Origin of the sequence: Mesorhizobium sp. M0659 (assembly GCF_040320605.1) — a bacterium.
Lineage (GTDB): Bacteria > Pseudomonadota > Alphaproteobacteria > Rhizobiales > Rhizobiaceae > Mesorhizobium.
Genome location: NZ_JAMYPY010000018.1, coordinates 1 through 17,786, shown reverse-complemented (window position 1 = coordinate 17,786; position 17,786 = coordinate 1). Strand labels below are relative to the sequence as shown.

Below are 17,786 nucleotides of genomic sequence, written 5' to 3'. Positions count from 1 at the left end.
GATCTATTCCTCACCCTTGTCGTCGGACAGCGCCTGGGCGGCGATCTGGCCAAGCAGCGGCTGGTTGTTCAGCAATTGGGCGATGCGCTTTTCGGCATCGACGCGGCCGTCCATGAAGCCGAGCAGCTCCTCGAGCTGGCGCCGCATCTTGAGGATTTCGGCCAGTTGCGGGACCTGTTCGGCGATCTTGTCGGGGGCGAAATCGCCCATCTTGGTGAAGGTCAGGTCGAGCGCCAGTTCTTCGTCGCGCTCCTGTCCCTCGGCCTGCGGCAGCGTGTTCTTCACCCGCGCCTTGACCCTGGGTCCCAGCGCTTCCATGAATTTGGGGAAGCGGTTGGCATCGGTCTCGACAAAGGAACGGTCGAGCACCGTCTTGGACGCTTCCCTGGTCTGCGATGCGCCCGACAGGTCGGCCATCACGCCCATGACGAACGGCAGTTCGATCGTCGTCGGGCTGCCGTAGGTTTCGACATCGTAGGCGATCTGCACGCGCGGGGCGCGATTTCGCTCGATGACCTTCGCTTTGCTTTCGGCTGGCATGTGTTGCTACCTTTCATCCTTCTGGGCAGTCTTCTTGGCGTCGGGAACGCCGGCGAGCAGCCGGAATTCCTTGAGCCCCGACGGGGCGAGGTCTTCCATCAGTTCAACGAAATCCATGTGCACCATCCTGCGCACCCGGCGGGCGAGATGCGGGATCGGACTCGACGGCTCAGTGCGGTCGTAGAACGCGACCACAAGGTCGAGGCACTTCACCACATCGTCGCGCGAGGAAATCCTGTCCGGGAGCCCCGCACCGGTCTCCGCGTAGCTTGCCATCGTCTCGGCTCCATGACCGTTTCTGACCGGCGCGGCCGGGCTTGCCGCGGCAGCAGCCGGGCTGGCGGCTCCCTTCGTCGCTGCCTCTTCCGTGGTCTCGACCGCCGTGTTGCGTTCCAGCGTCGTCAGCACGCGCTGCAAAAATCGTTTCAGGTCCGGGACGGCAGCCCCGTTGCTGTCAAGACGGGCATTCAGGGCCGTATCGACCGCGTCGAGCGCCTCGATCGCTGCGTGCGCCCCGGCGATGAGCGCTGTCATCTGTTCACCGGCCTGGTCCTGATGGGCGGCACAACCGCTGCCCACCCGGTTCAGGAGCTGTCCGTGCGCGCTGACCAGCGCTGCCTTCTCCGTGGCATTCAATCCCGACGCCGCTTCCTGAAGCATGACGCGATCGTCGAGCGCACCCTGTTCGAGATCGCGTCCGCTGATCGGCCCGATGGGACGAGGAGCGAAGAAGACCATCTGCCTGAGGTTCGCCAGCAGGCCTTCCTGGCCGTTCTGCAGGTCGGCCAGCGCGTTGAGGCGGCGCAAGGCGGCCTCGCGTGGTTGGGGGCTGGCCCGCAGCGCCGGATGCATCGTCTCCCAATGCGTCTCGAAGGTCCTTGAAATCAGGGTCAGGCCCTGTGCCAGTCCGGCCAGCCCCTCTTCATTGGCCAGCGCCCGTGCGACAATGACAAGCAGGCGCAGGTCGCGGCCATGCGAACGCAACTCCTCGGCCTTGCCGAGCACGGCAGGCCAGTCGACCGGAATGGTCGATTGCGCGGCTGGCTTGTTGCGCCCGTCATGGACGACCTTGACCTGCGGCTCCGTGAGCCGCTCCAGCTCATGAAAAGCCGGATCGTTGCGCAAGTCTTCGCCTGACGGATTTTCACCGTCCAGCGGAGCAAGCCAGAGTGCGAGATCGATCACAGATACCCCCGGCGACCGGCTCTAAAACCGTACGTGACCCAACGTTAGCACACGGTTGCATATTCCCACAATTCGCCATCCGCTCAAAAGTTAACGAGCGCTAATGAATGTCGGTGCAACTGCGTCTCGAATGGCGCAATTCATGGCGTGCCTGCCCAACCTCGTATGTGAAGCGCATCGCATAGGATTAGAAAAAATCGTGGTTGTCTGCATTTGGCGGCGCGGGACTCTCCACAAAGGGAAAAGGCCGGCTGCATCAAGCGCTTTGTCAAGCGGCTGCTTATGTGGCAGGCTGTCGACGGGCAGATTGCAGGAGCACGTTCGATGGAACAGCGCCGGTCGTCGCAGGGGTTCAAACGCAAGGAACTAGTTGGCAAGCTCAATCCGGTCTGCCTGCGCGCCTTCAAGGCCGCCGCCGACAGCGCCAAGCTGCGCGGCAATCCTTACGTCGAACTCGTCCATTTCATAGAACAACTGGTGCTGTCCGAGCGTTCGGATGTGCAGATGATCATTGCCGATGCCGGCGTCGATGCCAGCCGGCTTACCAGCGACATGACCCGCGCCGTCGACAAGCTGCCCTACGGCGCCACCTCGATCGAGGAATTTTCCGACCACATTTTCCACGCCATCCAGGAAGCCTGGAATCTGGCGACGCTGGAATTCGGCATGGAGGAGGTCCGCAGCGCCCATATCGTGCTCGCCTGCCTGAAGACGCCGGTGCTGGAAGGCCTGGTGGCGAAGATCAGCGGCGAATTCGACAAGATCGACGCCGACGGGGTCATCGCCCGCTTTGCCGAGGTGGTGGACGGTTCGCTCGAAGCCGGCGTCACGGCAGCAGTGGCTCCCACCGCCGAGGCGCCGCGGCGCGCTCCGGGCGGGGACTCCGCGCTGGCCAAATACGCCACCGACCTCACCCAGCGCGCCCATGACGGCAAGATCGACCCGGTCGTCGGCCGCGACCCGGAGATCCGGCAGATCATCGATATCCTGATGCGCCGCCGGCAGAACAACCCGATCCTGACCGGCGAGGCCGGTGTCGGCAAGACCGCGGTGGTCGAGGGCTTTGCCCTGCGCATCGCCCAGGGCGACGTGCCGCCGCCGCTGCAAGGCATCAGCGTGCGCATGCTCGACGTCGGCCTGATGCAGGCCGGCGCCAGCGTCAAGGGCGAGTTCGAGAAGCGCCTGAAGGCGGTCATCGACGAGGTCCAATCCTCCGAGACGCCGGTTATCCTGTTCATCGACGAGGCGCACACGCTGATCGGCGCCGGTGGTGCCGCGGGAACCGGCGACGCCGCCAATCTCTTGAAGCCGGCGCTGGCGCGCGGCGAATTGCGCACCATCGCCGCAACCACCTGGGCCGAATACAAGCAGCACATCGAAAAGGACCCGGCGCTGACCCGCCGTTTCCAGGTGGTCAAGATCGACGAGCCGTCGGAAGCGGTCGCCGTGCTCATGCTGCGCGGTGTCGCCGGCGTGCTCGAACAGCATCACGAGGTGCAGATCCTCGACGAGGCGATCGAGGCGGCGGTCGGCCTGTCGCATCGCTACATCCCGGCGCGGCAATTGCCCGACAAGGCGGTCAGCCTGCTCGACACCGCTTGCGCCAGGGTCGCGATCTCGCAGCATGCGACGCCGGCCGAGGTCGAGGACATTTTGCGGCGCCGCCAGGCGCTCGAGGTCGAAAGCGGCATCATCGGCCGCGAGGCAGCGATCGGCATCGAAGTAACCGACCGGCAGGCGCGGGTCGAGGCCGGGCTCACTGAGACCGGGGCCATGCTCGCCGCCGCCGAGGAGCGCTGGGAGCGCGAAAAGGCGCTGGTTGCCGAGATCCTCGAACTGCGCGCGCGGCTGCGCGGCGACGGCGTCCCGCTCGATGCGGTGGCGACAGCTGAGGCCGATGCCGAACCGGCAGCGCCGGACGAAGAAAAGACCAAGGTGCCCAAGGCCGAGACGCCCAAGGCCGAAACGTCCGAGACCGAAGCGCCGGCGGCCGAAGCTGCGCCGTCAGATCCTGTCGCCGATCTGGCGCGGCTGCGTGAACTCATGGCCGAGCTTGCCACCGCGCAAGGCGAGACGCCGCTGATCCTGCCGTCGGTCGACCGCAATGCGATAGCTGCCGTGGTCCAGGACTGGACCGGCATCCCGACGGGCAGGATGCTGTCCAGCCAGACCGAAAAGGCGCTCAAGCTGGCCACCACGCTGTCCGAACGTGTCGTCGGCCAGGATCACGCCATGGAGATGATTGCCAAGCGCGTGCAGACCAGCCGCGCCGGGCTCGGAGCGCCGGAAAAGCCGGTCGGCGTGTTCCTGCTCTGCGGCCCCTCCGGTGTCGGCAAGACCGAGACGGCCCTGGCGCTGGCCGAGACGCTCTATGGCGGCGAGCAGAATCTGATCTCGATCAACATGTCCGAATTCCAGGAGGCGCACACCGTCTCGACGCTCAAGGGCGCACCGCCCGGCTATGTCGGCTACGGCAAGGGCGGCATTCTCACCGAGGCCGTGCGCAGAAAACCCTATTCGGTGATCCTGCTCGACGAGGTCGAGAAGGCGCATCCCGATGTCCACGAGATCTTTTTCCAGGTCTTCGACAAGGGCATGATGGATGACAGCGAGGGAAGGCGCATCGACTTCAAGAACACGCTGATCCTGCTGACGTCCAATGTCGGCTCCGAAGTCATCATGGAGCGGACGCAAAACGGCACGGTGAGGGCAGGGCTCGACGGCCTCGATGCTGCCCTGCGCGCCCCACTGCTGAAGGTGTTTCCAGCGGCCTTCCTCGGCCGCGTCGTGACCATCCCTTACTATCCGCTCTCGGATTCGATGATCGAGGCCATCACCCGCCATCAGTTCGGCAAGATCGCGCGGCGGCTGCGCGCCAGCCACGACGCCGAACTGGTGATCGGCGACGGCGTCATGGCGCTGGTCAAGGCGCGCTGCACCGAAATCGAGTCCGGTGGCCGCATGATCGACGCCATCCTCACCAACACGCTGTTGCCGGAACTCAGCCGCGGCGTGCTGAACCGGTCGCTCGACGGCGAGAAGATGACCAAGGTGACCGTCAGCGCTTCCACTGACGGGTTTGCCTATTCGTTCGAATAGTCAGGCCTGACTGCTCGGCTCCGTCTCGGCGCGGATCAGCTTGATGTCGGCGCCGGCTGCCCAGGCGCCGATATCCTCGCGCCGCAACGCCGCCGCCATCATGTCGGGAAACAGGTCCGGCGTGCAGGCGAAGACCGGTATGCCAAGTGCCGCGACCGAAGCCGACATCGCCGGATCATAGCCCGGCCGGCCCTGATCGGTCAGCGCCAGCAGCACGATGACATTGACGCCGGACCGGACCAGCGCCGCAAACCGCCGCAGCAAGTCCTGGCCGTTGCCGCCCTCATAGAGGTCGGTGATCAGCACGAAGTGGGATTTGGTCGGCCGCTCGATGCGGTCGGCGCAATAGGCGACCGCCTGGTTGATGTCGGTGCCGCCGCCGAGCTGCACGCCAAACAGCACCTCGACCGGGTCGCTGAGCTCTTCGGTCAGGTCGACGATGGCCGTGTCGAAACAGACCAGCTTGGTGCGCACGACCGGCAGCGACGCCATCACCGCCGCGAAAATCGAGGCGTAGATCACCGAGCTCGCCATCGAGCCGGACTGGTCGACGCACAGCACCACTTCGTCGAGATCGACCAGCCGGCGTTGCTTGCGCATGAAGCCGACCAGTTTTTCCGGCACGACGGTTTTGTGCTCAGGCTGGTAGTGGCGAAGATTGGCCGAGATGGTGCGCGGCCAGTCGATGTCGCGTTGGCGCGGCCGGTTGGTGCGTCGCGACTTGTCGAGCGCGCCACGGATCGCCTCGGCGGTCTTCTGCTCCAGCCGCTGCATCAGCTTGGCAACGATGTCGGCGATGATGGTGCGGGCGATGTCCTTGGTCTTGGCCGGCATCACCGAACGCAGCGAGATCAGGTCGGCAACGAGGTTGACGTCGGCCTCGATCGCCTTGAGGAATTCCGGCTCCATCAGCATCTGCTTCAGGTTCAGCCGCTCAAAGGCATCCTTCTGGACGATCTGGACCACCTGGGCGGGAAAGAAGGAGCGGATATCGCCCATCCATTGCGCCACGCGTGGCGCCGAGCGGCCGAGCCCGCCGCGCCGCTTGCGCGGGTCGGCATCGGCATTGGCGCCGTCGCCGTAAAGCGCATCGAGCGCCGAAGACAGTTTTTTGTCATCACTGGAAAGGGCGGAGGAAGCCTCGTCATCGGCGCCGATCGCCAGCCGCCAGCGGCGCTCGCGCCCGCTATCGGAGGATGCTGGGCCGGGTTCGGGCACTTCGGCTTCGTCATCCATTGTCACACTCCGCCCGCCAGCAATGGCCCAACTCGCTCCAGGTGCCTGCGCCAGCCCTCGCCGCCATCAGGCGCCGGCGTCAGGCCGGCCGGCAACCTTGCGGTGCGGCCGAGCACGGCCTCGATCAACCGCCGCCGCTCCATCGAGTCCAGATTGGAGAAGACACGGCGCAGCAACGGCAGATGCGCGATGAAGGCGTCTTCGTCGAGGGATTTCAGCCACGCATCGACGGCGCCGCGCAGACCCTCGTCATAGATCAGCCTCTGGCCGGCAGTGCTGAAAAAACCTTCGAAGAACCCTGCTGCCTGGGCGACCGGCGTCCCCGGCGACAGCCTGCGTCCGAGCAGCCCGGCGGCGTCCTCGGCCGAGAGTTGGCCGGCTTCATAGAGCAGATGCGCGGCGCAGCCGGCGAGCAGCGCCGTCGAGCGCGGACCTTGCAGCACGCCGGTTAGGCCGTTGCGCCATGCATCGAGCACGTCTTCGCCGGGCTCGACCAGCCGGATCGCCGCGTCGGCCTTGCGCACAGCACCGACCAGCGTGGTGGCGGCCTGCTCGTCCAGGTCGCGCACCGCATAGGGCAGCGCGATCGCGCCTTCGACGATCAACCGTTCCAACAAACCGGACAGCCGGTTGGTTTCGGTCTTGCGCGCCTCGCCGTAACGGATGATGTCGGCAAGCGGCGGCACCGAGGCCAGCATCTCCAGGCATTCGCTGCTGTGCGCTGCGCGCGCCTCCAACGCTACAAGGCCGGCGCTCGCGGCCTCCGACAGATCCGCCGTAATGGCGCTCTGGACAAGGGCGGCAAGCGTGTCGAGGCTCGCGGCCGCACCGAGCATCTGGATCAGGCGGCCATTGGCGGCCTTTTCGATAGTCGGGCCGTAGATCAGGTTCTCGACCAGGCGCACGGCATATTCCGGCTCCCAGGCCAGCGTCCATTTTTCGCGAAAGGTGCCGCGGCTGCGGCCGGCGTCGGCCAGCCTGCCCCATTGCACGCCAAGCACGTTCAGCCGGTGCAGCAATGTCGAACGAAACAGTCCGCTTTCGCTGCGCAGATCGACCGACAGCTCGCGTTCCAGCGCCTCCGGCTTCAGCCGCGCCGCCTTCTGGTTGCGCTGCAGGTCCTCGATCAGCGGCGCCAGCGGCGTGTCGGGCGGAATCTCGCCGACATCCGCGCCCAAAAGCAGCTCGGCCTCGACCAGCGCCCACAGCACCGCTTCGCCGTTGAACAGCGCCGCGATCGCGGCATCGCGCAATTCCTCGAAGCCGGGCTTCGGCCGCTCGCGAATGGCAGCCAGTGTGCGCACAAGCCGCTCGGCCTCGATCAGCGACCCGGTCGACACCAGATGGCCCTTCGCCCGCAGCACCGCCGCGATCGTCGCCAGCCACAGCGTCGCGGCGTCGCGCCGCCCTCGTGTGCGCCACAGATGCTTGCACCAGCCGGGCGCGACGACGCCAGCGCCATAACCATAGCCCAGCGCAAGACGCGGCCCGGTCCATGGCGCCCATGTCATGATGCTTTTGCGCCGGGCAATTCCCTTGATCAGCGCCTGGTCGTTCTTCTGCGTGTGCGCGGCCTGCAGGGCCGGCACATGCCATGCGCCGCAGACGACGGCGATCGGTCCGGCGAATTCCTTGCGCGCGGCGGCGATTTCCAATCGCATATGCGCTTCACGCTTGGCCTCGAACGGCGCGATCGCACCTTCGCCGTCGCGCAGCGTCGTCATCGCATCGGTGATGGCAGCGAAGATTGGACCCGGCTGCGGATTCTGCTCGATAATGTCGGCCCACCAGCTTTCGCCATCTTCATAGCCGGCGGCCGCAGCCAGCGTGCCGATCGGGTCGCGATGCGATGCGGGCTCGCCATCCTCACCGGTTTCGTCCTTGGGTTCGGGCTTGTCGGCGTCAGCCGTTTTGTCGGTGTCGTCGGTTGCCGGTGCCGCGAACCGTGCCGATGACGGCAGGTCGATGAACCGCAATGCCGCCTTGTTCTCCACCGCCCACACCGCCGCCTGGTATTCCGGCGAGAACTCGGCGAACGGCCAGAAACTTGTCGCGGCCGGATCGTCCTCGGGGTAGCAGAGCAGCGCCACCGGCGGCTGCATCTGCGGGCGCGCCAGCAATGGCAGCAGGGCGGACGCGTCGCTCGGCCCTTCGATCAGCACCGCGACCGGCTGCAAGTCCCGCAGCGCCTGCACCAGGCTGTCGGCGGAGCCCGGCCCGTGATGGCGGATGCCGAAATAGGCGACGTCGCTCATGACCTCAGATCGCTGCGTTCAGCGCCGCGTAATAGCCGGCATAGTCCGGCCGCTTCTTGAGCACCGTTTCGAGATATTCCTCCAGCACCACCTTGTCCTGCACCGGGTCCTTGACGATGGCGCCGACAAGGCTGGCGGCGAGGCCTTCGGCGCCGAGCTTGCCGCTGTCGAACCACGCCGCCTGGCTGAGGCCGCCGACCATGGTGGCGATCGCCTCGGCGGTCGAGAGCGAACCCGAAGGCGTCTTCAGCGTCACCTTGCCGTCGGCGGTTGCGCCCGAGCGCAGCTCGCGGAAAATGGTCAACACGCGAGCGATCTCCTCGCCGACATTTTTCGGCACCGGCAGGTCGAGCCCGCCGGCCATCTCGTCGACCCGCTTGGAGACGATCGCCACCTCTTCCGCCATGTCCTCCGGCAGCGGCAGCACCACCACATTGAAGCGGCGTTTCAGCGCCGAGGACAGCTCGTTGACGCCCTTGTCGCGGTTGTTTGCGGTGGCGATGATGTTGAAGCCGCGCTGGGCATAGAGCGACGTGTTGAGTTCCGGGATCGGCATCATCTTTTCCGACAGCACGGTGATCAGCGTATCCTGAACATCGGAGCCCATGCGCGTCAACTCTTCCAGGCGGCATAGCTTGCCGCTCTCCATGGCGCGGTAGAGCGGCGTCGGCACCAGCGCCTCCTGGCTCGGCCCTTTGGCCAAAAGCTGCGCATAGTTCCAGCCGTAGCGGATCTGGTTCTCGTCGGTGCCGGCCGTGCACTGCACGATCAGCGTCGAGTTGCCCATGATGGCGGCGGCGAGATGTTCCGACACCCAGGACTTGGCGGTGCCGGGAACGCCGAGCAACAGCAGCGCGCGGTCGGTAGCGAGTGTCGCCACCGCGGTTTCCATCAGCCGGCGGCGGCCAACATATTTCGGCGATATCACGGTGCCGTCGCTTGCCTTGCCGCCGAGCAGATAGGTCAGCACGGCCTTCGGCGACAGGCTCCATCCGGCCGGCTTCTGGCGTTCGTCATTGCGCGCCAGCGCCTGCAGTTCAGCGGCATAGGCCTGCTCGACAGGGAGGCGGATGGCTGCGTTCATGGTGCTGTTCTCCGGATTGTCATGTGTTGGTTCCCGTCAGGGCCGCGTTGAGGCGCAGGAAAGCGAGCGAGGCTGCCGCCGGCGGCATGCCAGCCGCAACGACATGCTCGATCAATTTTTCCGCTGTCGCCGCAGTGGCCAGAAAGCCCATCGTTTCCAGCAGGTCGTCGGCGGTTCGCTTCATAGCGTCATCATCGCGGGCGACAGCCGAACGCAATGCCGCCAAGCCCTGGCCGTTCGTCAGGTCGGGCCATTCCAGCCAGTTGGCTTCGAAGCCCTCGGCAAGGGTGGGCGCGCCAATATACTGCGGCGTATCTTTCAGGATCAGTCTGACCAGGACACGCTTCCTGCGGCTATCCAGGCGCGGTGTCAGGTGCAGCACGAATAGTGCCGGCTTGCCTCCCCCGGCGACTAGTGTGTCGGCCATCTGCGTTACGGCAGCGTCGCTGCCCGACGCTGCGACCATTCGTGAGATCTGGATGTCCGCATTTTTGTCGGCACCGAATTGCCAGGCTGCAATGAAATCGGGTTCGCTGACCCCAAATCGGGAAGCGAGGTCGACCAGGTTGCAGGTCTCGAACAATTCGGCGCGGCGCTTTTCCTGCGCCGGCGATTTGAGCTTTGCCGGCGTGTAGGTGGTGCGGCGGCGGATGAAGCCGGATTTGCCTTCTGTGATGAAGGCGGCGAGTTCGGCAACGGGGTCGTCGGCTCCGTCGTTGCCCGGCCGGCCATGCTCGCCCAGCCTTGCCAGCAGCCGGCCCGCCAGCTCCCGCACCTTGCCGGAGCGGTCGGTGGCCAGGCTTTTCAGGAATGGCGCGTCCGTGGGCGTCAGGTTGAAATGCATGAGTTCGATGAGCGCCAGCCGGACTTCAGCCGGCTCGCCCGTCGCCTTGGCTTCCATCAGGCTGCGGGCCGTGGCCGGATCGCGACGGCGCATCTCGGCCAACGCGATACGGCGCGCGGCGGGGTAAAAGTCATCCCAGTTCTGCGCCGTCAGCTGCTCCTGCGGGGCAATCTTCAGCCCCTCGACGCTGGCCTGCCAGTCGATCCACGGCGCATAGATGTCAGGGCTGTTCTGGTCTGATGCCGACGGCATCCAGTCCATCGGATGCAGCACGTAGCCGCGGCTGGCGACGAGCGTCGCCACGCGCGCTTTGCGCCGCGCATCGACGGTGTTCTTCAAGGCAGCCCGCAACAGCGGCCGCAACCGCTCCGGCAGCAGCGGCAGGCCAAGCCTCGGCAGCGGCGGGCGCCGCTTCAGCGACTTCGGCGCGGCTGGCCTTAAGCCCACATCGAGCGCCTGCGCGGCGATGGCCAGCAACAGCCGCTCCCGTTCGTCCGGGCTTGCGCCGCCGGCGATTTCCTTCCACGCGGCTGGCGCCAGATCGAACGCAGTTCCGCCGGTGATCCAGCAGTCGCGCATCGTCGCCAGGCCGGTTTGCTCGAGCTCGTTCATGACAGATCGAGCCTCCCGAAGCCGCTTTGCGCGGCGAGCAGATCGAGCCGCGCGCCGTTCCACAGGGCTGCCGTTGCCGAAAGGTCGAGACCGAGCACGGTTTGATCGACGGTTCCGGCGACAGGCAGGGCGATCCCTTGCGGGTCGTGCGCCGCTTGCCACCAGGCGGTGCCGCGCTCATCGAGCAGGATCGCGCCGGCAGGCAGCATCAGCGGGCTATCGGTCGACCAGGGTGCTGCTTCCTGGTGCGCCGCATGCGCCGCCAGCGGATCCTTGACAATGCCGAGGCCGAAATCCGGCCAGGCGCCCGACACGACATCGCCCTTGCGCTCCGCCACCAAGGCCCGCAGTGGCTGGCGCGACGGGTAGAATACCAGGCGGGCGTGGAACCGGTCACCGGGCGTGAACGCGGCAGAGCGGCGGCCGGCCGAGGCCGGAAAGAAATCGAGTAGCAGCGCAAATTGCGGCGTCGGGCTTTTCAGGTCGAGCAGCCAGGTAGAATGGCTGACAAGGCCGTCGCGGCGGGTCTCGATCTTCTCGCCGATGACTTCCCACTGGCTGTCGACCTGTCTTGCATCGGGATTGGCCAGCACCTGGTCGCGGGTTTCGGATGCCGACACCAGCCGCTTCAATTCGGGATCGTCTGGCGCCGAGCGCCAGGCCTTGGCCAGCAAAACCAGCTTGCCGAGTTCGCGGATCGCCGCGTCCGGCCGTTCCTCGCTGCGCAGCGCCATTAGCCGGGCCGGGATTTCGTCGATGCGTCCCGCAAGCGCCGTTGCTTTCATGTCGACCAGCCTGGCGGCAATGCGGCGGCAGCGCTCGCTGCTGGCGTCGGCAAAGGCGGAAAGGCCGAGCCGCAGCTGGTCGGCAATCCACTGGTCGAGTTCGTCCAGCGCGCCTGCCACCGCGGTGCGCGTATCTTCCGCCCGCTTGCGCTGCGCCGTCTCGCGGCGCTCCGTCGCGGCGGCGTCATCGACGGTGCTTTCCTCTGCCTGCGAGGCCTCGCCAATGCTCTTGCCAGACGCGCCCCTGCCAGACTTTGCGTCGACCGGCGGGGGCGCACTCTTCCTGCGCCGGCCAAGCCAGTCATTGACCCATTCCGGCGTTGTTTCGGCTGATGTGAAGCTGGCCGGCGCCGTGGCGGCGATCCACATCAGCGCCAGCGTGTGCTTGCAGGGAAATTTTCGCGACGGGCAGGTGCATTTGTAGCCGTGGTCGCCGGTGTCGACGACGGTGCGATACGGGTTGGATCCCGAGCCCTGGCATTCGCCCCAGATCAGCGCCTGCTGCTCGTTCTTCTCCAGCCGCGGCCAGTTCGAGCGCTTGGTGAGCTTCGAGGCGGCGCTTAGCGACGCCTGATCGGGGGCCAGCGCCTCGATGGTTTTCAGTTCGAATTCCAAGCCGCGCCTCTCGTCACCCCAAATCAATGCCTGGCATCAATATAGGGTGACGTTTGTGAAGGATTGTTGTGGCCCCGGCAAGACGAAGATAGCGCAGATCAGTACAACGGCGTGGCCATATGCCGGGGCGTCGGCCATTGCGCCGTGATCTCGGGCTGCACCGGGCGCTCGAGATAGGTCGACAGCACGACATAGCTTCGCGTCGAGGTGACGCCGGGCGTTTCGTAGAGACGCGCCAGCAGGCCTTCGAGCGCCCTGGTGTCCTCGGTGCGGACCTTGAGCAGCAGGCAGGTGTCGCCGGCCACCGAATGGATTTCCTCGACCTCAGGATATTGCGAAACGGCCATCAGCTCCGGCGTCTTGCCCCAGCCCTTGGTATCGATATGCACGAAGGTGAGCAGCGGCTTCTTCACCGCCTTCGGGTCGATGATCACAGCCGTGCCGCGGATGGCGCCGCTGCGCCGCAGGCGCTTGACCCGCTCATGCGCCGCCGGCGGCGAAAGGCAGACGCGTTCGCCAAGTTCGGCGTAGCTGATCGTCGCATCCTCGACCAGCACGCCTAATATTTTTCGGTCGATTGCGTCGAGCTCGCGGGGAGCTACCTTGTTCTGCAGAACCCCATCTGTTTCTTCGTCCATATCGAAATTCCTTGTTGTCGCGGAATCCAGTTCGGCCATTATGACCCGATGACGAACGCGCATCAAGCTGCAACGCTCCATCAGCCGATCCCGGCGCTGGCCTACCTCCTGACCGGCTGCATCGCCGTCATCGGCTCGAACTCGCTGGTCCTGGGTCCAATTGCTCCGGCAGTCGCCGCATCCTTCGGCACCAGCGTGCCGGCGGTGATGGCCGCGTCGGCTGCCTTCGGTCTCGGCACTTCCGCCAGCGCTTTGTTCCTCGCCCGCTATATCGACGGCGTCGGCGCCCGCCGCATGCTGCAGGGCGCTCTGCTGTTGCTGGCGGTCGGGCTTCTCGCCAGCGCGCTGGCGCCGACGGTGATCATGCTGGTCGCGGCCCAGGCCGTCGCCGGCATCGCCGCCGGCGTCGCCATGCCGGCCATCTATGCCAGTGCAGCGGCAATTGCGCCGCCCGGCCGCGAAAGCGGCACGATCGGCGTCGTGCTGACCGGCTGGACGGTCTCCATGGTGGCCGGCGTGTCGCTGTCGGCCGTGCTTGCCGATCTCGTGCACTGGCGCGCCGTCTTCGCCGCCGTCGCGGTGCTTTCCGCCATTGCGCTTGCTGCCTTGTCGATGACCTCGCTCAGCGACGTCAGGAAGAGCGGCCCGGCGCCGTCGCCGTTCGTTGCGCTGGCCATTCCGGGCATCGTGCCGCTGCTCATCGCCTGCACCGCCTTCATGACCGCTTTTTACGGCGTCTACGGCTATCTCGGCGATCATCTGCACCAGGATCTGGGCGAGCCCGTCAGCGCCAATGCGCTGGCCGCACTCGCCTACGGCGCCGGCTTCGGCGCCGCGGCCTTCCTCGACGGCGTCATCGACCGCATCGGCGCACGGCGCGTCATGCCTTTCGCCTATCTGCTGGTCGCCGTCGTCTATGTCGCGATCGCGCTCGCAAGCAGCAATTTCGTGCTGATCCTGGCTATGATCGCCATCTGGGGCCTTGCCAATCATTTCGGCCTGAACGTGCTGGTGATGCGCCTTACCGCGCTCGATCCGTCGCGCCGTGGCACCATCATGGGCCTGAACAGTTCGGTCACCTACCTCGCCGTCTTCATCGGCACCACCAGCTTCGGGCCGCTTTATTCATCGTTCGGCTTTGCCATCTGCGCGATCGTCGCCGCCGTGCTGATGCTGGTTGCGGCAGCAGCGGGGTCATGGCGGTCGCCTCCGCCCATCAAGCCGTAAAGCTTGCGTCCTCATCCCGTCCTTCGCTAGAGCTTGGCTTGCCATGCGAGCCCCGCCCGGATGAAGACGACGCTTGAAACCACTGCCGACCCCTCGTCAGACGACCTCGCCTTCCTGGCCGAGCGGCTGACGGCGTTCAATGACGGCGATGTCGGCCCCTCCGGCCGCAAGCCGATCGCGGTCTTCGTTCGTGACGAGCACGGCGCTGTCGTCGCCGGCATTTCGGGATACACCGCCTGGGGCTGGCTCTATGTGCAATGGCTGTGGGTCGACGAACGCCTGCGCGGCCGGCATATGGCCGGCGACATGCTGGACGCTGCCGAGGAGGAAGCGGTCAAGCGCGGCTGCCAAAACGCCTGGATCGACACGTTCAATCCCGTTGCAGCAAAGGTCTACGAGCGTCAGGGATACCGGCGCTTCGGCACACTGCTGGATTTTCCCATCGGCCGCAGCCGCATCTTCCTGCAGAAGAAGCTCTAACCTGCCAGCCGCCCGCCTTGCATCGGCCGCGGCACGCCGGTGGTGCTGGGAAAGCTGATCGGCAGGCCGCGCAGCACGCGCACGGCAAGGAAGGCAAAGCATTCGGCCTCCACCGCATCGCCTTTCCAGCCCAGTGTCTCGGCCTGCACCACCTCGACGTTGGCGCGCCTCGCCAGCATCGCCATCATCGTCGGGTTGCGGCGGCCGCCGCCACTGACCGCCAGCCGCTTCGGCCGGCGCGGCAACAAATCGAGCGCCTTGCCGACGGCCGAGACGGTGAAGGCCGTCAGCGTCGCCGCCCCATCCTCTGCGCCGAGGCCGTCGGCCATGGCGGCGCCGAAGTCGAAACGGTCGAGCGATTTCGGATAGGGCTTGGTCAGATACGGATGCTGGAGCAATTTGGCCAGCCGCACTTCATCGACGGTGCCGGCCGCGCCCAGTGCGCCGTCGCGGTCCATCTCGCCGAGGCCGTTTGCCTTGATGAAATCGTTGAGCGGCGCGTTGGCCGGGCCAGTGTCGAAGGCGACGATGTTGTCCTTGCCGTCCCACCAAGTGACGTTGCCGACACCGCCGAGATTGAGCACAGCGGTGTCCCCGCTGGCGTCGGCTTCCCTCAAAAGCGCCGCGTGGTAGGCAGCCGCCAGTGGTGCGCCCTGGCCGCCGGCGCGCACATCGTCCGAGCGGAAATCATAGGCGACCTTGGCGCCCAGGATCGAATGCATCAGCGCGCCGTCGCCAAGCTGGCGCGTGGCGCCGAGGCGTCCGGGTTGCGGGGCGCGATGCAGTACGGTCTGGCCGTGGAAACCGACCACGCCGATATCGGCCATGGTCAGGCCGTAGCTTTCGACAAGGTCCTTCACCGCCGCCGACTGCGCCCGCGTCAGCGCCTCCTCGGCTTCGGCAAAGATCGCCGGCTCCGGCCCGTCGAAATTCCACACCCGGGCCTGACGCAGCGTCTCCTCCAGCAAGGCACGGATCGCTGCGGGGTAGGGGGCCAGCGTATAGGTGCCGAAATCGGCGATCCGCTCGCCATCGGTCTTGATCAGCGCCACGTCGATATTGCCGTCAAGCACGGTGCCGGTCATCAGGCCGACGGCCCAGATTGGTTCCACGGTCGACTCCCTTGCGACACCGTTTGCGATTCCAACGCAATCACCTGTCGGACGAATTGTCTCGCCAGGCAAGACCCTGGCCGCGGTCGATTGCTCCGAACCTGCCGGCAGAGTTTTTCACCGAACAGCGAAAATCGAGCAACGCCGTTCTTGCCTCTTGCCGTTCAAGACGCCAGCTATGGAACAAGCACATCAATCGCCAGGGACAAACGGCATGGCATCCGAAGTCGCAGTGATCGCGGGCGCGGGCGCAGGCCTGAGCGGCTCGCTGGCCCGTCTTCTCACCAAGGAAGGCTTCCGCGTGGTGCTGGCCGCCCGCAACACGGCCAAGCTCGCGGCGCTGGTCGGGGAAACCGGCGCGCTGGCCGTCGAAACCGACGTCGCCGATCCGGCCTCCGTCGCCGGCCTGTTTGACGCCGCCGACAAGCAAGGCCCGCTGGCCCTTGCCGTCTTCAATGCCAGCGGCCGCACGCGCGGCCCGATCGCCGAGGTCGATCCCGATGCGGTCAAACAAGCCTTGCTTGTCGGCGCCTATGGCGGCTTCCTGGTCGGCCAGCAAGCGGCGCGGCGGCTGCTTGCGCGCGGCTCCGGTTCGATTCTTTTCACCGGCGCCTCCGCCAGCATCAAGGGCTTTCCCAACTCCGCCGGCTTTGCCATGCCGAAATTCGGCCTGCGCGGTCTGGCTCAGTCGATGGCGCGCGAACTCTTCCCGAAGAACATCCATGTCGCCCATTTCATTATCGACGGCCAGATCGAGCCGGTCGGGACGAAGCCCGAGCGACCGGACAGCCAGCTGTCGCCCGATGCGATCGCGCAGACCTATCTCGCGACCCATCGCCAGCATCGCAGCGCCTGGAGCTTCGAGGTCGAGCTGCGGCCCTTTGTCGAGACATTCTGACCGGTCCGGCGTGAGCGTTCTCGCAATCGCGAAATCTTTGAGAGAATATTCCCGGCTTCGTGTTCGAGAAGAAATGCGGTTCTTTGATCCGGCAAGCAGCATTGCCGATGATGTCGTCAAGGCTTGGTATTCCACCTCGCCGCAATGACTTCAGGGTTACGAGGGATCGACAATGTCCGAACGTGGAAACGTTTCCAGCTCTCTTCTTTTTTCAGCCATCAGCCGGCGAGCTGCCCTTGCGGCACTTTTTACCTCGGCCGTCACGCTTGTCGGTCTGGCTCAGCCGACGCCGTCCTTCGCCGAGGACAAGAAGTCTATCAAGGTCGGCATCATCAGCGGCGAGGATGAGGATGTCTGGCGCGTCGTCGTCGCCCAGGCCGCCGAAAAAGGCCTGACCGTCGAGACCGTGGTGTTCAACGACTACACCCAGCCCAACGAGGCGCTCGAGCGCGGCGAGATCGACGCCAACGCCTTCCAGCACCAGCCCTATCTCGACAACCAGATCAAGACCCAAGGGTACCACATCGTGCGCGTCGGCTACACCGGCGTCTGGCCGATCGGCCTCTACTCCAAGAAATACACCAAGGTTGCCGACCTGCCCGAAGGCGCCGTCATCGGCCTGCCCAACGACCCCTCGAATGAGGGTCGCGCGTTGCGCGTTCTGCAGAACGAAGGCGTGATCAAGCTGAAGGACGGCACCGGCATCCTGGCGACCACCGCCGACATTGCCGAGAACCCTAAGAAGGTCGTCATCAAGGAACTGGACGCCGGCATTGTCGGGCGTTCGGTCGAGGATCTCGATGCGGCCGTCGTCAACACCGACTGGGCGCTGAAGAGCGGTCTCGGCCCGGATAACCGCATCGCCCAGGAGCCGGTGGCCGACAACCCCTACCGCAACTTCATCGCCGTCAAATCCGGCAACGAGAACGAGGGCTGGGTAAAGACGCTGGTCGCGTCCTACCAGAACGAGAAGGTCAAGGCCGAGTTCGACAAGGTCTACAAGGGCACCGGGATCAGCGCCTATTGATCGGCGCCTGGTTGTCAGGAGCAGGGGGGCCCCGGGTTGGGCGGGCCGCCGGCGCATTTGTGGAGCGGCCAAACGGACAGGGGGATGAACCAGCCCCACACGGCCGACCAATCCGGGCCGGACAATATAAACTGGGTATTATAAACAAA

At 65.7% G+C, this 17,786-nt stretch carries 14 protein-coding genes; 5 read left to right on the top strand and 9 right to left on the bottom strand.

What is annotated here, in order from left to right; all coding sequences use genetic code 11:
- Positions 1–3: 3 nt before the first annotated feature.
- A complete protein-coding gene (gene tssB, locus NKI31_RS24305) occupies positions 4–540 on the bottom strand; it encodes a type VI secretion system contractile sheath small subunit (RefSeq protein ID WP_023673718.1) in 537 nt (178 codons plus the stop codon).
- 6 nt (positions 541–546) lie between these two features.
- Entirely contained in the window at positions 547–1,725 is a 1,179-nt protein-coding gene (gene tssA, locus NKI31_RS24300; RefSeq protein WP_023708140.1) for a type VI secretion system protein TssA, read from the bottom strand.
- 324 nt (positions 1,726–2,049) lie between these two features.
- Here tssA and tssH point away from each other — a divergent pair, with 324 nt between their 5' ends.
- Complete coding sequence (gene tssH, locus NKI31_RS24295) at positions 2,050–4,824, top strand: type VI secretion system ATPase TssH (RefSeq protein ID WP_352652760.1); 2,775 nt, start codon at positions 2,050–2,052, stop codon at positions 4,822–4,824.
- On the opposite strand, the gene NKI31_RS24290 is transcribed toward tssH, so the two are convergent.
- From NKI31_RS24290 to NKI31_RS24265, 6 genes are all read right to left on the bottom strand, one after another.
- A complete protein-coding gene (locus tag NKI31_RS24290; RefSeq protein WP_352652758.1) occupies positions 4,825–6,060 on the bottom strand; it encodes a VWA domain-containing protein in 1,236 nt (411 codons plus the stop codon).
- Positions 6,061–6,062: 2 nt separating this feature from the next.
- The gene (locus tag NKI31_RS24285; RefSeq protein ID WP_352652757.1) at positions 6,063–8,315 is read right to left on the bottom strand and encodes a DUF5682 family protein; all 2,253 of its coding nucleotides are present in this window, start codon (positions 8,313–8,315) and stop codon (positions 6,063–6,065) included.
- A gap of 4 nt (positions 8,316–8,319) precedes the next feature.
- Positions 8,320–9,399 carry an ATP-binding protein gene (locus NKI31_RS24280; RefSeq protein WP_023701533.1) on the bottom strand — a complete coding sequence of 360 codons (1,080 nt, stop codon included), beginning with the start codon at positions 9,397–9,399 and terminating at the stop codon, positions 8,320–8,322.
- Positions 9,400–9,418: 19 nt separating this feature from the next.
- Positions 9,419–10,855, bottom strand: coding sequence for a DUF5691 domain-containing protein (locus NKI31_RS24275; RefSeq protein WP_352652756.1), 1,437 nt, complete (start codon positions 10,853–10,855; stop codon positions 9,419–9,421).
- Positions 10,852–12,255, bottom strand: a complete 1,404-nt coding sequence (locus NKI31_RS24270; RefSeq protein WP_352652755.1) for an SWIM zinc finger family protein — start codon at positions 12,253–12,255, stop codon at positions 10,852–10,854. Before NKI31_RS24270 ends, NKI31_RS24275 begins: the two co-directional genes overlap by 4 nt.
- A gap of 98 nt (positions 12,256–12,353) precedes the next feature.
- The gene (locus tag NKI31_RS24265) at positions 12,354–12,893 is read right to left on the bottom strand and encodes an Lrp/AsnC family transcriptional regulator (RefSeq protein ID WP_023724276.1); all 540 of its coding nucleotides are present in this window, start codon (positions 12,891–12,893) and stop codon (positions 12,354–12,356) included.
- Between the two features lie 48 nt (positions 12,894–12,941).
- Here NKI31_RS24265 and NKI31_RS24260 point away from each other — a divergent pair, with 48 nt between their 5' ends.
- Both NKI31_RS24260 and NKI31_RS24255 read left to right on the top strand, forming a co-directional pair.
- A complete protein-coding gene (locus NKI31_RS24260; protein ID WP_023726345.1) occupies positions 12,942–14,120 on the top strand; it encodes an MFS transporter in 1,179 nt (392 codons plus the stop codon).
- 60 nt (positions 14,121–14,180) lie between these two features.
- A complete protein-coding gene (locus NKI31_RS24255; RefSeq protein WP_352625575.1) occupies positions 14,181–14,600 on the top strand; it encodes a GNAT family N-acetyltransferase in 420 nt (139 codons plus the stop codon).
- Here NKI31_RS24255 and NKI31_RS24250 read toward each other — a convergent pair.
- Positions 14,597–15,712: an anhydro-N-acetylmuramic acid kinase gene (locus tag NKI31_RS24250; protein ID WP_352652754.1), complete on the bottom strand. Its 1,116-nt coding sequence runs from the start codon at positions 15,710–15,712 to the stop codon at positions 14,597–14,599. The two genes, NKI31_RS24255 and NKI31_RS24250, sit on opposite strands and share 4 nt — an antisense overlap.
- Positions 15,713–15,926: 214 nt before the next feature.
- Between NKI31_RS24250 and NKI31_RS24245 the strand changes: the two genes are divergently transcribed.
- Together NKI31_RS24245 and NKI31_RS24240 are read left to right on the top strand one after the other, a co-directional pair.
- Positions 15,927–16,610 carry an SDR family NAD(P)-dependent oxidoreductase gene (locus NKI31_RS24245; RefSeq protein WP_352652753.1) on the top strand — a complete coding sequence of 228 codons (684 nt, stop codon included), beginning with the start codon at positions 15,927–15,929 and terminating at the stop codon, positions 16,608–16,610.
- 172 nt (positions 16,611–16,782) lie between these two features.
- Positions 16,783–17,637 (top strand): MetQ/NlpA family lipoprotein, encoded by an 855-nt coding sequence (locus tag NKI31_RS24240; RefSeq protein WP_352652752.1) that lies wholly within the window; start codon positions 16,783–16,785, stop codon positions 17,635–17,637.
- Positions 17,638–17,786: the final 149 nt, after the last annotated feature.

Excerpts from the sequence above, each read along its gene's own strand:
- NKI31_RS24245 (WP_352652753.1), top strand. The coding sequence starts at position 15,927 with ATGGCATCCGAAGTCGCAGTGATCGCGGGCGCGGGCGCAGGCCTGAGC.
- NKI31_RS24265 (WP_023724276.1), bottom strand. The coding sequence starts at position 12,893 with ATGGACGAAGAAACAGATGGGGTTCTGCAGAACAAGGTAGCTCCCCGC.
- NKI31_RS24280 (WP_023701533.1), bottom strand. The coding sequence starts at position 9,399 with ATGAACGCAGCCATCCGCCTCCCTGTCGAGCAGGCCTATGCCGCTGAA.
- NKI31_RS24275 (WP_352652756.1), bottom strand. The coding sequence starts at position 10,855 with ATGAACGAGCTCGAGCAAACCGGCCTGGCGACGATGCGCGACTGCTGG.
- tssH (WP_352652760.1), top strand. The coding sequence starts at position 2,050 with ATGGAACAGCGCCGGTCGTCGCAGGGGTTCAAACGCAAGGAACTAGTT.
- tssB (WP_023673718.1), bottom strand. The coding sequence starts at position 540 with ATGCCAGCCGAAAGCAAAGCGAAGGTCATCGAGCGAAATCGCGCCCCG.
- NKI31_RS24285 (WP_352652757.1), bottom strand. The coding sequence starts at position 8,315 with ATGAGCGACGTCGCCTATTTCGGCATCCGCCATCACGGGCCGGGCTCC.
- NKI31_RS24240 (WP_352652752.1), top strand. The coding sequence starts at position 16,783 with ATGTCCGAACGTGGAAACGTTTCCAGCTCTCTTCTTTTTTCAGCCATC.
- NKI31_RS24255 (WP_352625575.1), top strand. The coding sequence starts at position 14,181 with ATGAAGACGACGCTTGAAACCACTGCCGACCCCTCGTCAGACGACCTC.
- NKI31_RS24260 (WP_023726345.1), top strand. The coding sequence starts at position 12,942 with ATGACGAACGCGCATCAAGCTGCAACGCTCCATCAGCCGATCCCGGCG.
- NKI31_RS24290 (WP_352652758.1), bottom strand. The coding sequence starts at position 6,060 with ATGGATGACGAAGCCGAAGTGCCCGAACCCGGCCCAGCATCCTCCGAT.